10 protein-coding genes and 1 pseudogene are annotated in these 16,615 nt (G+C 73.6%); 3 read left to right on the top strand and 8 right to left on the bottom strand.

The window, feature by feature from the left end:
* Nucleotides 1-180 precede the first annotated feature (180 nt).
* The 8 genes from ispG to O7609_RS20285 form a co-directional block, all read right to left on the bottom strand.
* The gene (gene ispG / locus O7609_RS20320; protein ID WP_269744005.1) at nucleotides 181-1,335 is read right to left on the bottom strand and encodes a flavodoxin-dependent (E)-4-hydroxy-3-methylbut-2-enyl-diphosphate synthase; all 1,155 of its coding nucleotides are present in this window, start codon (nucleotides 1,333-1,335) and stop codon (nucleotides 181-183) included.
* Nucleotides 1,336-1,488: 153 nt separating this feature from the next.
* Nucleotides 1,489-2,793, bottom strand: a complete 1,305-nt coding sequence (locus O7609_RS20315) for a M50 family metallopeptidase (RefSeq protein ID WP_269737180.1) — start codon at nucleotides 2,791-2,793, stop codon at nucleotides 1,489-1,491.
* A complete protein-coding gene (gene dxr, locus O7609_RS20310; protein WP_269735576.1) occupies nucleotides 2,793-4,055 on the bottom strand; it encodes a 1-deoxy-D-xylulose-5-phosphate reductoisomerase in 1,263 nt (420 codons plus the stop codon). Before dxr ends, O7609_RS20315 begins: the two co-directional genes overlap by 1 nt.
* Nucleotides 4,056-4,143: 88 nt before the next feature.
* Nucleotides 4,144-6,102, bottom strand: a complete 1,959-nt coding sequence (locus tag O7609_RS20305) for an acyl-CoA dehydrogenase family protein (protein WP_269735577.1) — start codon at nucleotides 6,100-6,102, stop codon at nucleotides 4,144-4,146.
* A gap of 217 nt (nucleotides 6,103-6,319) precedes the next feature.
* Complete coding sequence (locus tag O7609_RS20300; RefSeq protein WP_269735578.1) at nucleotides 6,320-7,774, bottom strand: aldehyde dehydrogenase family protein; 1,455 nt, start codon at nucleotides 7,772-7,774, stop codon at nucleotides 6,320-6,322.
* A gap of 249 nt (nucleotides 7,775-8,023) precedes the next feature.
* Entirely contained in the window at nucleotides 8,024-9,091 is a 1,068-nt protein-coding gene (locus O7609_RS20295) for an IS110 family transposase (protein WP_269733058.1), read from the bottom strand.
* Between the two features lie 234 nt (nucleotides 9,092-9,325).
* Entirely contained in the window at nucleotides 9,326-10,915 is a 1,590-nt protein-coding gene (locus O7609_RS20290; protein ID WP_269737181.1) for a PucR family transcriptional regulator, read from the bottom strand.
* Nucleotides 10,916-10,984: 69 nt separating this feature from the next.
* Nucleotides 10,985-13,507, bottom strand: a complete 2,523-nt coding sequence (locus O7609_RS20285) for an ATP-binding protein (RefSeq protein WP_269744004.1) — start codon at nucleotides 13,505-13,507, stop codon at nucleotides 10,985-10,987.
* Nucleotides 13,508-13,779: 272 nt separating this feature from the next.
* Between O7609_RS20285 and gabT the strand changes: the two genes are divergently transcribed.
* The 3 genes and pseudogenes from gabT to O7609_RS20270 form a co-directional block, all read left to right on the top strand.
* Nucleotides 13,780-15,126 carry a 4-aminobutyrate--2-oxoglutarate transaminase gene (gene gabT, locus O7609_RS20280; protein WP_269735580.1) on the top strand — a complete coding sequence of 449 codons (1,347 nt, stop codon included), beginning with the start codon at nucleotides 13,780-13,782 and terminating at the stop codon, nucleotides 15,124-15,126.
* Nucleotides 15,127-15,502: 376 nt separating this feature from the next.
* Nucleotides 15,503-16,096 (top strand): phosphatase PAP2 family protein, encoded by a 594-nt coding sequence (locus tag O7609_RS20275; protein WP_269735581.1) that lies wholly within the window; start codon nucleotides 15,503-15,505, stop codon nucleotides 16,094-16,096.
* A gap of 8 nt (nucleotides 16,097-16,104) precedes the next feature.
* Nucleotides 16,105-16,599 (top strand): annotated as a pseudogene (locus O7609_RS20270) (amino acid transporter); the annotation flags it as partial.
* Nucleotides 16,600-16,615: the final 16 nt, after the last annotated feature.

Here is a 16,615-nt window from a genome sequence, read left to right as displayed (position 1 = left end):
GTGCCTGCCCCGCGCCCCGGCGGGGCGTCCCCCGGCGTCAGCCGGGCCGGACCGGGTGACGCCGGGGGACGCCCCGCCTCTCGTCGCGGCCTGCCGGCGCGCTGGGGGCGGGCGCGCGGTGCTCCGCGCGCCCTGCCGGGGCACCACACCGAACCGGGGCGTCCGGGCGGCGGGGAGGGCCTAGCTGACCGTCACCTCGGGTTCGCCGGAGGGGGTGCCCTCGCTCTCCATCTGCTGGGCGATCTTCATCGCCTCCTCGATGAGGGTCTCCACGATCTTCGACTCCGGCACGGTCTTGATGACCTCGCCCTTCACGAAGATCTGCCCCTTCCCGTTGCCCGAGGCCACCCCCAGATCCGCCTCCCGCGCCTCACCGGGGCCGTTGACCACACACCCCATCACCGCGACACGCAACGGCACGTCCATCCCCGTCAGCCCCGCCGTGACCTCCTCGGCCAGCTTGTACACATCCACCTGCGCCCGCCCGCACGACGGACACGACACGATCTCCAGCCCCCGCTCCCGCAACCCCAGCGACTCCAGGATCTGGATACCGACCTTCACCTCCTCGGCCGGCGGCGCCGACAACGACACCCGGATCGTGTCCCCGATCCCCTCACTGAGCAACGCACCGAACGCCACCGCCGACTTGACCGTCCCCTGGAACGCCGGACCCGCCTCCGTCACCCCCAGATGCAGCGGATAGTCACACCGCTGCGCCAGCAGCCGGTAGGCGTTCACCATCACCACCGGATCGTTGTGCTTCACCGAGATCTTGATATCCCCGAACCCGTGCTCCTCGAACAGCGAGCACTCCCACAACGCCGACTCCACCAACGCCTCCGGCGTCGCCTTGCCGTACTTGCGCAGCAACCGCTGGTCCAGCGACCCCGCGTTCACCCCGATCCGGATCGGCGTCCCCGCCGCGGAGGCCGCCCTCGCGATCTCCTTCACCTTGTCGTCGAACTGCTTGATGTTCCCCGGATTCACCCGCACCGCCGCACAGCCCGCGTCGATCGCCGCGAACACGTACTTCGGCTGGAAATGAATATCGGCGATCACCGGGATCTGCGACTTCCGCGCGATCGTGGCCAACGCGTCCGCGTCGTCCTGCGTCGGACACGCCACCCGCACGATCTGACACCCCGAAGCCGTCAGCTCCGCGATCTGCTGCAGCGTCGCCCCCACGTCCGAGGTACGCGTCGTCGTCATCGACTGCACGGACACCGGGGCGTCCCCGCCCACGGCCACCGAGCCCACCTGGATCTTCCGGCTGACCCGGCGCTCGGCGAGCTTGATCGGTACGGACGGCATTCCCAGCGCAATCGCTGTCATGTGGCGCAACCCCAAGGTCTGGTACTCGGTGCCGTGATCGGCGGGCTCCGGTCCCGAGATTACGGCACACCACCCGACCGGAGCACACCGAGCCCGGCACGGCCCCCCACAGGGAGACAGCGTCGGGCTCGGCCTGTTCGTTCGAGACCCTGGTCAGCCCGTCAGACGCACGGGATTGACCACATCCGCGACCAGCACCAGCAGGGTGAAGCAGATGAAGATGCTCGCCACCACGTACGCGACGGGCATGAGCTTGGCCACATCGAAGGGGCCCGGGTCCGGACGCCGCAGCACCCTGGCGAGGAAGCGGCGCACCGACTCCCACAGCGCCCCGGCGATGTGGCCGCCGTCCAGCGGCAGCAGCGGCAGCATGTTGAACAGGAACAGCGACAGGTTGAACGCGGCCACGACGAAGAGGAACACCGCCACCCGCTGACTGGCCGGGATGTCGAGCGCGACGATCTCACCGCTCACCCGGGCCGCGCCGATCACGCCGACCGGGGAGTCCTGGGCGCGCTCACCGCCGTTGAACGCGGCGTCCCACAGCCCGGGCACCTTCGACGGCACGGCGACCAGCGCCTCGGCGCCGTCCTCCATCATCTGGCCCATGCGGTCGACGGCCTGCGGGAAGCTCTGCTGCACCACGCCCCTGGCCGGGGTGAAGCCGAGGAAGTTGGCCGTGACGTACTCGCCGGGGACGTACTGGCCGTCGTCGTCGATCTTCGTGACCTTGTTCCGGATCGGCTCGGCCGTCAGCGTCTGCCGTTCGCCGTCCCGCTCCACGGTGATCGTGACCTCGCCGGAGGCGTCCCGGATGAGCCGCTGGAGCTCCTGCCACCCGGCGACCTCCTGCCCGTCGTAGCCGACGATCTCGTCACCGGGGCGGAGCCCCGCTGCGTTGGCCGGGGTGGCCGGGGCGTCCTTCGGACAGGTGTCGTCCTTCGCGTCCGCCGCGACGACGCACTGGGAAACGCTGGACACCGTCGTCGTGGTGGTGTTGATGCCGAACGTCAGCAGGACGCCGAGGAAGATCGCCACGGCGAGGACGAGGTTCATGAACGGCCCGGCGAACATGACGATGACGCGTTTCCACGGCTTGCGCGTGTAGAAGAGCCGCTTCTCGTCGCCGGGGCGCAGCTCCTCGTACGCCGCCGAGCGGGCGTCCTCGATCATGCTCCGGAAGGGGGAGGTGGAGCGCTGCTGCACCTTCCCGTCCTCGCCGGGCGGGAACATGCCGATCATGCGGATGTAGCCGCCGAGCGGGATCGCCTTGATGCCGTACTCGGTCTCGCCCTTGCGCCGCGAGAAGATCGTCGGACCGAAGCCCACCATGTACTGCGGCACCCGGATGCCGAACAGCTTCGCCGTCGACAGGTGGCCCAGCTCGTGCCAGGCGATCGAGAACAGCAGGCCCAGGACGAAGACGACGATCCCGAGGACCGTCATGAGAGCCGTCATCACGTCCGGGCCTCCGCTGTCGTGGTCATGGCGCGTTGCGCCCGTTCGTGGGCGCGCTTTCGCGCCCACGCGTCCGCGTCGAGAACGGCCTCCAGCGTCAGGTGCTCACCCGACGGCCGGCCGTGTTCCTCGACCACGGCGGCCACCGTATCCATGATTGCCAGGAACGGCAGCCTGCCCGCGAGGAACGCCTCGACACAGACCTCGTTCGCGGCGTTGTACACGGCGGGCGCGGTGCCGCCCAGCCCACCCACGTGGGCGGCGAGCGGCACGGCGGGGAAGGCCTCCTCGTCCAGCGGGTAGAAGTCCCAGCTCATCGCCTCCGTCCAGGGGTAGACGGGCCCGGCGTCCGGCACCCGGCGCGGCCAGCCCATCCCGAGCGCGATGGGCAGCCGCATGTCGGGCGGGCCGCACTGCGCGAGCGTCGAGCCGTCGACGAACTCCACCATCGAGTGGATCGCGGACTGCGGATGGACGACGACCTGGATGCGGTCGAAGGGGATGTCGTAGAGGAGGTGCGCCTCGATCACCTCGAGCCCTTTGTTGACGAGGGTCGCGGAGTTGACGGTGATGACCGGTCCCATCGCCCACGTCGGGTGCGCCAGGGCCTCCTTCGGCGTGACGTCGGCCAGCTCCGCCCGGCTCCGGCCGCGGAACGGGCCGCCCGAGGCGGTGACGAGCAGCTTGCGTACCTCCGGCCGCGCACCCCCCATCAGTGCCTGGAACAGCGCCATGTGCTCGGAGTCCACCGGCACGATCTGCCCCGGCCTGGCCACGGCCTTCACCAGCGGCCCGCCCACGATCAGCGACTCCTTGTTCGCCAGCGCCAGCACCCGGCCCGCCTCCAGCGCGGCCAGCGTCGGGCGCAGGCCGATGGAGCCGGTGATGCCGTTGAGCACCGTGTGACACGGCGAGGCGGCCAGCTCCGTCGCCGCGTCGGGGCCCGCCAGCACCTCGGGGACCGGCACGCCCGGGCCGTACTCCGCCCGCAGCGCCTCCCGCAGCTCCGGCGCCTTGTCCGCCCGCGCGATGGCGACCGTGCGCACCTGGAGCCGGTGCGCCTGCCCGGCCAGCAGCCCGACCCGCCCCCCGGCGGCCGACAGACCCGTCACCCGGAACCGCTCCGGGTTGTTCAGCACCACGTCGACGGCCTGCGTGCCGATCGACCCCGTCGACCCCAGGATGACGACATCCCGCGGTCCTTCTTCCGTACCGTCCCCCACCGGGTAGCTGACATGCGGGTCAGCGAGCATCTCCGTCATGGCCCTATTGTGTCCGCTCGCCGAGACGCCGGGGACGGCCCCCCGGGACGGGGACCACCACGGACCGGGGGTGCGCGGAAGCGGGAGGCTACGGGACGGGGCGGTGGAGGTTGTCCGTGGTGGCGGGGCCGGGCGTGGTGTCGGCGATCCAGGGGCCCTCACTGCTGGGATCGAGGATGCCCTCCTCCAGCCACGCGTAGGCGCCGTCGAGGACTCGCGCGACCACCCGGCGGTCGGCCTCGTCGGTGTTGTGCCACAGCCGGGCGAAGAGCTCGTCGACACGGATGCGGGCCTGCCGGCAGAAGACGTCGGCGAGCTGGGTGGCCTCGCGCCCGTGGACGCCCTCGCGGCGCAGCCGGTCGGCGCGTACGCAGGCGGCGCTCATCGCGAACAGTTCGGCGCCGATGTCGACGACGCGGCCGAGGAAGGGCTGCTTCGTCTCCATCCTCCCCTGCCAGCGGGACATCGCGTAGAACGTCGAGCGGGCGAGCTTGCGGGCGTGCCGCTCGACGTAGCGCAGGTGGGGCGCCAGCGCACCGAACTCCTGGTAGGAGCGGGGGAGCTGCCCGGGCCCGGCGACGAGCTGGGGCAGCCAGCGGGCGTAGAAGCCGCTGGCCCGCATCCCGGCCCTGGCCTTCTGGGAGACGTCCTTGCCCGGGTCGATCAGGTCACCGGCGACCTTGAGGTGCGCGTCCACGGCCTCGCGGGCGATGAGGAGGTGCATGATCTCCGTGGAACCCTCGAAGATCCGGTTGATGCGCAGGTCGCGCAGCAGCTGTTCGGCGGGGACGCCGCGTTCGCCGCGGGCGGCCAGGGAGGCGGCCGTCTCGTAGCCGCGGCCGCCGCGGATCTGGACGAGCTCGTCGGCCATGCGCCAGGCCATCTCGGACCCGAAGAGCTTGGCCAGGGCGGCCTCGATGCGGATGTCGTTGCGCTCCTCGTCGGCCAGCTGGGAGGCGAGGTCGAGGACGGCCTCCAGGGCGAAGGTCGTCGCGGCGATGAAGGAGATCTTCGCGCCGACGGCCTCGTGCCGGGCTACGGGCCTGCCCCACTGGACGCGGGCGGCCGACCACTCCCGGGCGACTTTCAGGCACCACTTGCCGGCGCCGGCGCAGACCGCGGGCAGGGACAGCCGTCCGGTGTTGAGGGTGGTGAGGGCGATCTTCAGCCCGGCGCCCTCCGCGCCGATCAGGTTGGCCGCCGGAACCCGGACCCGGTGGAAGCGGGTGACGCCGTTCTCGATGCCGCGCAGCCCCATGAACGCGTTGCGGTGCTCGACGGTGATGCCCGGGGAGTCGGCCTCGACGACGAAGGCGCTGATGCCGCCCGGGTGCCCTTCCGAGCGGGGCACCCGCGCCATGACGACCAGCAGGTCCGCGATGACGCCGTTGGTCGTCCAGAGCTTGACGCCGTCCAGGACGTAGTGGTCGCCGTCGTCGGGCACGGCGGTCGTGGCGAGCCGGGCCGGGTCGGAGCCGACGTCCGGCTCGGTCAGCAGGAAGGCGGAGATGTCGTGCGCGGCGCAGCGGGGCAGGTAGCGGTCGCGCTGCTCCTGGCTGCCGAAGAGCTTGAGCGGCTGCGGGACGCCGATCGACTGGTGCGCGGACAGCAGCGCGCCCACGGCCGGGCTGACGGAGCCGACGAGGGCCAGCGCCTTGCTGTAGTAGAGCTGGCTGAGCCCGAGCCCGCCGTATCGCGGGGCGATCTTCATCCCCAGGGCGCCGAGCTCGCGCAGCCCGTCCACCACGTCGTCGGGGATCCGGGCCTCCCGCTCGATGAGCGCGCCGTCCACCTTCGTCTCGCAGAACCTGCGCAGCCGGGCGAGGAACTCCTCACCGCGGGCCACGGACTGCGCGTCGGGCTCGGGGTGGGGGTGGATGAGGTCGAGCCGGAACCGTCCGAGGAAGAGTTCCCTGGCGAAGCTCGGCCGTCGCCACTCCTGATCGCGGGCGGCCTCGGCCACGTCGCGCGACTCGCGCTCGGAGACTGTGCGCGGACCGGCGCTGGCCTGGGGGCTGGTGGTGGGGCTGGAGGGTTCGGCGGACATCGGCTCACCTCGTCGCATCGGGCGGTCCAGGCCCTGTCGCCTACGGGCAGGCGCTACTGAGCCGTATGTACCCGAAGGGGAGGATTCATACCAGATGGCGTGTCAGCGGTTCCGCCGCCGGAGTCGCCCTGTGGCCCCGCGGCGATGCGCCGGTGGCCTCCGACCAGGGGCGCGGAGCCCGGTCGGAGGCCACCGGCGGCCGGGGTCGTGCGTCGTGTCAGAGCGCAAGACCGGTGAGGACGAGGACGCGCTCGTAGGTGTAGTCCTCCATCGCGAAGCGCACGCCCTCGCGGCCGACGCCGGACTGCTTCGCGCCGCCGTAGGGCATCTGGTCCGCGCGGTAGGAGGGCACGTCGCCGACGATGACGCCGCCGACCTCCAGCTCGCGGTGGGCCCGGAACGCGGCCTGGAGGTCGTGGGTGAACACCCCCGCCTGGAGGCCGTACTTGGAGTTGTTGACGGCGGCGAAGGCCTCCGCCTCGCCCTCGACCCGGGTGAAGCTCATGACCGGGCCGAAGACCTCCTCGCAGCCGAGCTGGGTGTCGGCGGGGACGTTCTCCAGGGCGGTGGGCGCGTAGGTGGCGCCGTCCCGCTTGCCGCCCGTGAGCAGCCGGGCCCCGGCGTCCACGGCCTCCTGCACCCAGGACTCCACGCGCTGGGCCGCCGCCTCGCTGACCAGCGGGCCGACGTCGGTGGCCGGATCGGAAGGGTCACCGGTGCTGAGGGCCTCGATGGCGGCGACCACGCGCGGCACGAGGCGGTCGTAGACGGCGGCGTCGGCGATGACCCGCTGCACGGAGATGCAGGACTGGCCGCCCTGGTAGTTGGAGAAGGTGGCGATGCGCTGGGCCGCGAAGTCCAGGTCGGCGTCGGAGGCGTAGTCGCCCAGGACGACGGCCGCGCCGTTGCCGCCGAGCTCCAGCGTCACGCGCTTGCGCGGCACGGAGTCCAGGATGGCGAAGCCGACGGGCTCGGAGCCGGTGAAGGAGATGATGGGCAGCCGCGGGTCCTGGACGAGGACGGGCATCTTCTCGTTGGCGACGGGCAGGACGGACCACGAGCCGGCCGGGAGGTCGGTCTCGGCCAGCAGCTCGCCGAGGACCAGCCCGGACAGCGGGGTGGCGGGGGCGGGCTTGAGGATGATCGGCGTGCCGACCGCGATGGCGGGGGCGACCTTGTGCGCGCACAGGTTCAGCGGGAAGTTGAACGGGGCGATGCCGAGGACGGGGCCGTGCGGGAAGCGCCGGGTGAGCGCGAGGCGGCCGGTGCCGCCGGCGTCGGAGTCCAGGCGCTGCGCCTCGCCGCCGTTGAAGCGGCGGGCCTCGTCGGCCGCCCAGCGGAAGACGGAGACGCAGCGGGCGACCTCGCCGCGGGCCCACTTGATGGGCTTGCCGTTCTCGGCGCTGATCAGCTCGGCGATCTCTTCGGCGCGCTCGCCGAGGCGGCGCACGACGTGGTCGAGCGCGGCGGCCCGGACGTGGGCCGGGGCGGCGGAGAACTCCGGGGCGACAGCGGTGGCGGCGGCCACCGCCTCCTCGACCTGGGCGTCGGTGGGCACGCTGACCCGGCCGACGGTCCGGCCGTCCCAGGGGGAGGTCACCTCGAAGGTGTCGTCGCCGGTCGCCTTTCGGCCGGCGAGCCAGAACGGGTGCGTGGAAGTCGCGTCAGTCACTGCGATTACCGGCCTTCCGGATCGTGGTCGCTTGGGGTCGCTCGGGTGCTTCATGGCCACGTTAGGGGCAGTGTGCCGGGGTGTGTCTTGTCCGCCGCGTAGCAGTGGCGCCTCGTGTCGCTACGAATCGTCAGAGGCGTCCGGCACGGGGCGGGCGGGGCCGGGCGGAACGGCGCTGGGCGCGCGCCGGACGCGGTCGGCCGGGGCTGGACGCGGTCGACCGGGCCGGGCGGAAGCTCCTATAGATCGTCAAGCGGTCTGCGGGAGCTGTTCGCGGTTTCGGGCCGTGTGGGGTAGATGGCGGTAGACCTCGCGGGCGACGAACCGTTTCAAGCAGCGGACGATGTCCTTCTTGGTCATGCCTTCGGCGGTGCGGCGGGCGACGTACTCCTGGGTGCGCTGGTCGTACTTCATGCGGACCAGGACGATGGTGTGCAGCGCGTTGTTGGCCGCGCGGTCGCCGCCGCGGTTGAGGCGGTGGCGGTTGGTGCGGCCGGAGGAGGCCGGGACCGGAGCGGCCCCGCAGAGGTGGGCGAAAGCGGCTTCGGAGCGAAGTCGGTCGGGGTTATCGCCCGCGCTGGCCAGCAGCTGGCCAGCGGTTTCCGGGCCGACGCCGGGCAGGGCGATGAGCCTGGGAGCGGCCTGGGTGACCAGCGGACCGATCTCCCGGTCGGCCTCCTTGATCTCCTCGTCGAGTGCCTGGTAGCGGCGGGCGAGCCTGCGTAGTGCGGTCTTCACCGCGCAGGCCGGGTCGGCGAGTTCGCCCGTGGGGCGGGAGCGGGCCAGGGTATCGATCAGCTCCTTCGGGGACAGCCCGCGCAGCTTGTCCCGGACGCTGGAGGGCGCGGTGACGATGAGGGTGCGGACCTGGTTGATGGTCTGGGTGCGGGCCTTGACGGCGCTCTTGCGGACCACCCGTAGGGCCCGGATCGCCTCTACGATCCCGTTACGGGCCTTGGGCGTGCCCGCGGCCCGCCCCGACAGGACCGCGGTCGCGGCCGCGTAGGCGTCGATGGCGTCGGACTTGCCGTTGTCACGCCTGGCCTTGCGGTCGGGCCGGTCCACCTCGACCACGGTGATCTCGTTCGCGGTGAGGAACCGGGCGATCTCGGCACCGTAGGCGCCTGTCCCCTCGATCCCGACGGCCAGGACCTCGCCGTGCGAGCGCAGCCAGTCCAGCAGCCTGCGGTAGCCGGTTGGGGTGGTCTCGAACTGCTCGGTGGCCAGGTGCCGGCCGATGCTGTCGATGACCGCGGCCTGGTGGAGGTCGGTGTGGGTGTCGATCCCGCCGACCACCGCTATGTCCTGTGCTGCCATGCTGTTGTGTGCTGCCCTTCCAACGCGCGCCGATGGGAGGGCGCGGGCCGGTCGGGCAGACGGACAAGACAGTGATGGGACCTTTGGCCGGGCTCCTATGAAGTCACAGAAGCCCGACCGGCCACACGCCAGGTGGCACCGCCCGGCAGGCCGACGATTCCGCAGAAGGACAGCCGAAGCGCCAGTCAGTCGAAGAGTCAGACCCCCGAGCGGTGCCATGGCCAATCCTCACTGTCAGTCGGGGCGGGTGTCGCTCGCCTTCAGCGCGAGCCACAGCTCCATGCGGGCGTCCGGGTCGTCCAGGGAGCGGCCGAGGATTTCCTCGACGCGCCGCATCCGGTAGCGCAGGGTGTGCCGGTGGACGCCGAGGTCGGCGGCGGCCGCGTCCCACTGGCCGTGCCGGGAGAGCCACGCCCGCAGCGAGGCCACGAGGTCACCGCGCCCGCTCGCGTCGTGGCTGCGCAGCGGACGCAGCACGCCGTCGGCGAAGGCGCGCACGGCGTCGTCGGCGAGCAGCGGCAGCACGGAACCGGCGGCCATCTCCTCGTGCTCGACGAGTGGCACGCCGCGCCGCCGGGCGACGGACAGGGCCTGCTCGGCCTGCCGGCCGGCGTTCGGGGCGCCGTCGAGGTCGGTCGCGGCCGACACCCCGGCGGTGAGGGCGGACTCCCCCACCGCCGCGAGGTGCTCGCGGAAGGCGTCGAGGGCCGCGCCGCCGTCGGCCGCCAGCAGCAGGAGCCGGCCGTCCTCGGGCACGGCGAGGACGGTCTCCCCCCGGCGGGCGGCGGCCGACTCGACGGTCTCGGCGAGAATCTCCAGCGCCCCGAACTCCGCCGGCCGGCCGCGCCCCGTGCCGGAGGGCGCCTCCGGGCGCGCCGCGGAGCTCTCCTGGGCGACGGCGAACCGCAGCGGGACGTCGAACAGCCCGCCGTAGAGCGTCCCGGCCACCGCGCGGGCGTGCTCCGCCTCACCGGAGGCGAGCATCCGCAGCACCGCGCCCCCGAGCCGCTGCTCGGCCTCGCGCAGCGCCCGGGAGCGTTCCGTGGTGAGGGTGAGGAGGGCGACGGCGGAGTTGACGGCGTAGCGCTCGGCGGTGCCGGGGGGTGCGTCGGTGCCGACGGCGAGGACGGCCCGGGTGCGCCGCGCGCCGCCGACGGACTGGAGCTCGACGCGGTCGTCGCCGTCGGCGCTCACCACGGCGCTGGCGGGGGCCGGCCGCTCCCGGAGCCGCTCGACGTCGGCGGTGAGCCGCGCGGCGCGGCGCGCGGCCCAGGACGGGGCGGCGGCCACCAGCGTCCCGGAGACGTCGAAGAGCGCGGCCCAGCCGCCGACGTGCGCGGCGAGGCGGGAGAGCAGGGCGGTGGGGCCCTCGGCCGACAGCGCGGCCCGGGTCAGCTCGCGCTGGGCCTCGAAGCCCGCCGTCACCGAGCGGTACTGGTCGGCGGCGATGGCGGCCGACACGGCTTTGGTGATCGCGATGAACGGGGTGCGCCGCGGGACCTCCAGCAGCGGGAAGTCCGCGGCCCGGGCGGCCTCCACGAGGGCCTCGGGCACGTGCTCGTAGTTGACGCCGGCGGCGAAGCCGAGGCCCACGACGCCCGCGTCGACGAGCCGCCGCACGTAGGACCGCATCGCGGCGGGGTTCTCGGCGTCCAGCTTCATCGCCGTGACGAGCAGCAGCTCACCGCCGTCCAGGTAGGGCACCGGGTCCGTCAGTTCGCTGACCTGGGCCCAGCGCACCGGGACGTCCAGCCGGCCGGCGCCGGCGAGCACCTTCAGCTTGAGGGCGGAGTGCTGGACGAGCGAGGCGAGCGTGGGCTGCATGGCGCGGAACCGATCGGGCTGGAGCTGGGGACTTGGCCGCACGGTAGTACGGCACCATCCGACTCTGCCTCAGCGTACAGCCGACCCCGGCCCGCCGCCCCCGCCCAGCCGGGCCAGCAGCGGGGGGCTCGCCTCCCCGGAGACGCTGGTCAACGACAGCACCGCGTGGCCGGGGGGCACCTGGTGGGCGAGGTCGGAGGCGGACCAGCGCTCGCGCCGCACCTTGCGGACGGTGACCGAGGTGGTGGTGGCCCGGACCCCGGTGAAGGCGGTCCGCACCGCGCGCAGGGCGCGCTTGAGGGTGCCGCCGGAGAAGTCCGGGTTGCGGGTGACGTCCTCGGTCTCCACCCAGTCCTGGCCCCAGGCGCGGGCGAAGACCTCGCCGTCCCAGGTGGTGACGCCGGACAGGGCGACCTTGCAGCCGACGGTGCCGATGAGGGCGGCCCGCAGCGCCTCGGGCACGTCGTCCAGGGTGCGCAGGGCGAGCACGGCGCCGGCGCCCGCCGAGCGCAGTTGGCGCAGGCCGCGGACGGCCTCGGCGGTGATGGTGTGCTCGGCGTCGTCGAGCACCAGGCAGGCGAACAGCGAGCGGTCGGTGCGGTCGGTGACGCCGGCGGTGAACTGGGCCAGCACCAGGCGGGAGAGGATGCGGGACGCCTCGGCGTGGCCGCGCTCGGGCAGGTCGATCCGGACCCGCAGCGGGTGCTGGAGGGTGCGCAGGGAGAAGGGGCGCGGGCCGCGGGCGGTGTCCGCGCCGCCGAAGAAGCCGTCGAAGGCCGGGCGCAGCAGGACGGCGAGCCGGTCGGCCAGCAGGGTGCCGACGTCGCCGGGGCGGCCCGCCTGGCGGGCCCGGGCGTCCAGCTCGCGCTGCTGACCGAACTCCGCCGCGGAGTCGAGCGCTTTGCGCAGCGCGGCGACGGCGACGGCGTCCCCGTCCAGCAGGTCGCGCAGCTCGCGCAGGGCGGGGAAGCGCCCGTGGGCGGCCTGGTAGGGGCCGAGGAGCTGGGCGAGGGCGGCGGTGGCGGCACGCCGGTCGGCGGTGTCGGGGCCGAGCAGGGCCTCGGTGAGCAGGGCGGCGGCCTCGTCCGGGTCGGTGGTGCCGCCGTAGGGGTCGAGGTCGTGGGTGGAGCGCGGGTCGCCGAGGCGGACGATGACGTCGAAGGCGTCGTCCGGCCCGAGCGCGGCGCGGGCGGTGCCGACGGCGACGACGGCTGCCTGCCCGGAGAGCGCCTGCAGGCACAGGGCCTCCACGGCGGGGCGCACGATCCGGCCCGTCTTGCCGGAGCCCGGGGGGCCCACGGCCAGGAGCGAGGTGCCCAGCAGGTCCGGGCTGAGGGCGAGCGCGCAGGCGCGGTGGCGGTAGGGGTTGCGGCGGTCGTCGAGGGCGGCGCCGATGCGGACCTGACCGGTGAGCAGATCGTGGGCGGCGGTGCGCACCGACAGGTCGCGGGCGCCGGAGGGGTGGAGGAAGGCCGCCGCCCCGTGCTCCAGCACGGCCTCGGCGAAGGCGGGCAGGGCCTCGGGGCGGGAGCGGACACCGCGCCAGACGCGCTCGACGCGGACGAAGTCCAGGTCGCTCGCCCGGCCCGCGCGGATCTCGGCGGTGAGCCGCTCGGCGGGCTCGGCCAGCCCGGCGGTGCGCAGCTCGGGCCACTCCTCCAGGGCGGCGTGCGGGTCGCGTTCGGGCGTCGGCTCCCAGGGGCGCGCACTCTCCTCGTCCAGCCGCCGCCGCCACAGCCGCCGCCAGCCGCCGGCCCGGGCGGCGAGCAGGAGCAGCAGCAGGGTGTAGAGGACGTAGTAGACGTTGTAGGAGACGACGTAGGCCGTGGTCTGCGCCGGCTCCTGCCAGCTCTGCGGCGTGAGCCAGTCCAGCGGGGCGAGCCAGAACGTCCAGCCGCCCTCGCTGAAGGAGAGCACCCACACGGCGACCGCGGCCGCCAGGGCCCACAGGGCGCGGCGGTGGGGGCGCAGGGCTCCGCAGACCCGGGCGAGGGCCTCGCCGCGGCGCCGCCAGGGTTCGCCGGCGTACCGCCGCCAGACCGCGGGCCAGCGGCCGTAGCGTCCGGCGAGCCAGACGACGGGGATGAGCACCAGGGCGTGGACGGCGTAGAAGAGCAGCGTGATCTGGAACTGCCCGTAGCCGCCGTGCAGGACCCAGGAGTCGGGCAGCACGGCGTAGACCCAGGAGACGAACGGCAGGTACTCGTTGATGCTGAGCGAGCCGACGAGGAGCGCGCACAGCAGCGCGAGCAGCGCGCCGCCGAGGAGCTGGCGCTCGGGTAGCTCCTCCGGTTCCTCGGCGGGACGGGGCGTGTGGCCGTACCGCCAGATGCCGGGGCCGGCCTCGGGGCGGGGGGCGCGCAGCCAGGCCACCAGGGGGGCGAGGGCCGGTGGCGCCTGGCGGGGCACGGGGGGCGCGGCCGGGCGCCGGGGCACCGCCATGTGCCCGGCACCGGGCCCGGGGGAACCCTGGCCCGGGGGGTTCTGGCCCGGAGAGCCCGGACCCCCGGACGCGCCGCGCCCCGGGGGTCCGGCGTCCTTGCCGCCCGGTACCGCGCCCGTGCCGCCGTACAGCCCGCCGCCCGCGCTCATCTGCCTTTCCGCCCCCTGCCGGCCCGCCGTCGTGTAAGTGTCGCGGCCCCAATCTAGTCCCATCGCCGCCCACTTCGGGCCGGGTCCCGGGCGCCCGGGCGGCCCGCGGCCCGTCCTCCGGGACGGGCCGGCCACCTGTCCGCGACGGCCAACACGCCCCGCCGACTTTTACTCGGCGGTGCATGTCTCGGCGTCACGGCTGCCCCTAGCCTGCGAGAAGCGACCACACACTTTCTTCCGTTTTCTTCCCCGTCACCCCCAAGGAGAGTGCGATGAGCTCCACCTCTTCGACGCCCGCGCAGGAGCGCCGCGTCGTCACCGCGATCCCCGGCCCGAAGTCCCAGGAGCTGCACGCCCGCAAGCAGGCCGCGGTGGCCGACGGTGTCGGCAACGTGCTGCCGGTGTACGTGCGCCGGGCGGGCGGCGGCGTCATCGAGGACGTCGACGGCAACTCGCTCATCGACTTCGGCTCGGGCATCGCCGTGACCTCGGTGGGCGCCAGCGCGGAGGCCGTGGTGCGGGAGGCGACGGCCCAGCTCGCCGACTTCACCCACACCTGCTTCATGGTGACCCCGTACGAGGGCTACGTGAGGGTGGCCGAGGAGCTGGCGGCCCTCACGCCCGGCGACCACGCCAAGAAGACGGCGCTGTTCAACTCCGGCGCGGAGGCGGTGGAGAACGCCGTCAAGATCGCGCGGGCCCACACCAAGCGCCAGGCCGTCGTCGTCTTCGACCACGGTTACCACGGCCGCACCAACCTCACCATGGCGCTGACGTCGAAGAGCATGCCGTACAAGCACAGCTTCGGCCCGTTCGCGCCCGAGGTGTACCGGGTTCCGGTGGCCTACCCCTTCCGCTGGCTGACCGGCCCGGAGAACTGCGCCGAGGAGGCCGCGGCCCAGGCCATCGACCAGATCTCCAAGCAGGTCGGCGCGGAGAACGTCGCCGCGATCATCATCGAGCCGGTGCTCGGCGAGGGCGGCTTCATCGAGCCGGCCAAGGGCTTCCTGCCGCGCATCGCCGAGTTCGCCAAGGCGAACGGCATCGTGTTCGTGGCGGACGAGATCCAGTCCGGATTCTGCCGTACCGGACAGTGGTTCGCCTGCGAGGACGAGGACATCGTCCCGGACCTGATCACCACCGCGAAGGGCATCGCCGGCGGCCTGCCGCTGGCGGCGGTCACCGGCCGCGCCGAGATCATGGACTCCGCCCACCCCGGCGGCCTGGGGGGCACCTACGGCGGCAACCCGGTGGCCTGCGCCGGCGCGCTGGGCGCCATCGAGACGATGCGCGAGCTGGACCTCAACGCGAAGGCCAGGCGCATCGAGGAGATCATGAAGCCCCGGCTGGCCAAGATCGCCGAGAACCACCCGGCCATCGGCGACATCCGGGGACGCGGCGCCATGCTCGCGATCGAGCTGGTCAAGCCGGGCACCAAGGAGCCGGACGCCGAGCTGACCGGCAAGCTCGCCAAGGCCTGCCACCAGGCCGGTCTGGTCATCCTCACCACCGGCACCTACGGGAACGTGGTCCGCTTCCTGCCCCCGCTGGTCATCGGCGAGGACCTGCTCAACGAGGGCCTGGACGTGCTGGAGAGCGCGTTCGCCGAGCTGGCCTGAGCCGGCACGCCGCCCCCGCCCTCGGCGTCGGACCCGGTGAAGGAGATCCGGCGCGGTGAAGGAGATGTGGGAGGCCGATGGCCGTTCGGTCACCGGCCTCCCGGGACCGCACAGCGGTGCCGTACCTTCGAGGGCGGATGTACGGAACACCCCGCCCGCACGGGACTGCGGGCTCCACCGGAGCGACGGCCCCCGGGCCGCGTCCGGGCTGCGCCTCGGCGCAGACAGCACTCCGATCGGACCGCCGCCCGCCCCAAACCCCCCGGGGCGTGCGGTGACCGGTCGGCAACACGGCCGCCTGGGAATACTCCCCCCTGTTCCCGGGCGGCCGTTCGGCGTTCCGGGGCGCCGGCGGCCGGCCGCCCGCCTCCTGGCCGTGGCCTGCGGCACGCTGTTCGCCGTCATCGGCGCCCAGGTGGCGCTGGGCGGCCCGGTGCGCGAGGCCGAGGAGCGGCTGGCCGAGCGGTGGCGGCAGCCCCACCCGGGCGCCCCTGCGGCGGACGACGGGCTCGCCGAGTTCGCCGCGGACCTGGGGCACTGGTACGTCGCCGGGCCCGTGCTGCTGCTGACCCTGGCGGGCGTCTACGCGGCGGGCCGCGCACCGCGTCCGCCACTGGCCGCCCTCGCGGCTACGGCGGCGGTCCCGCTGCTGGTCGGCCCGCTGAAGGCACTCTTCGACCGTCCGGGCCCGCTGGGCGGCGAGGGCTACTTCCCCTCGGGGCACGCGGCCATGGCGCTGGTCGCCTACGGGGGCGCGGCGCTCGTCGTCCTCCCCGGGCTGTCCCGGCCGCGCTTTCGAGGGGCGCTGGTGGCCGTGGCGGCCGTAGTGGTCGCGGCCGCCGGAGCCGGGCTGGTGCGCCGCGGCTACCACTGGCCGCTGGACGTCCTGGCGAGCTGGTGCCTCGGCGGGCTCCTGCTCGCGTGCGTGGCCCTGGCGGTGGGCGGCCGTTCCGCCCCCCGCGAGGGGTGAGGATTTGCGAGGCCTCCCCGACCTCCTTCGCCAAGGTTCACCCGAGGTTCGAGACCCCGGGCCGGGCCACGGTGGCCGCCGGTGTGGCGACGGGGGTGTTCTACGCGGTCATGACGCTGGTCAGCGAGAACGTGCTCATCGACACGATCTACGCCCTCGGCCTGATGATCTGCTTCTACTACGCACTGACGGCGTTCGCCTGCGTGTGGCACTTCCGCCGCGCGTTCACGCGCGGCGTGCGGGACGCGGTCACCAAGGGCGTCCTGCCCCTGCTCGGCGGCGTGCTGCTGACCACCGTGTTCGTCAAGACGATGGCGGACATGTGGGATCCGGCCTACGGCAGCGGCAGCTCCATCGCCGGAGTCGGCAGCGTCTTCGTCATCGGCGTCGGCCTGCTGCTCGTGGGCGTCGTGCTCATGCTCGTCATGCAGCGCCGCAGCCCGGCGTTCTTCCGGGGCGAGGTGCTCACCCACTCCACCCCGGCGCTGGTGGCGAAGGACTGACGGCACCGCTCCGACG

It is taken from the genome of Streptomyces sp. WMMC1477 (genome assembly GCF_027460245.1).
Lineage (GTDB): Bacteria > Actinomycetota > Actinomycetes > Streptomycetales > Streptomycetaceae > Streptomyces.
Note: the sequence above shows the minus strand (reverse complement) of the source record. Positions and strands in the feature narration are given on the sequence as shown.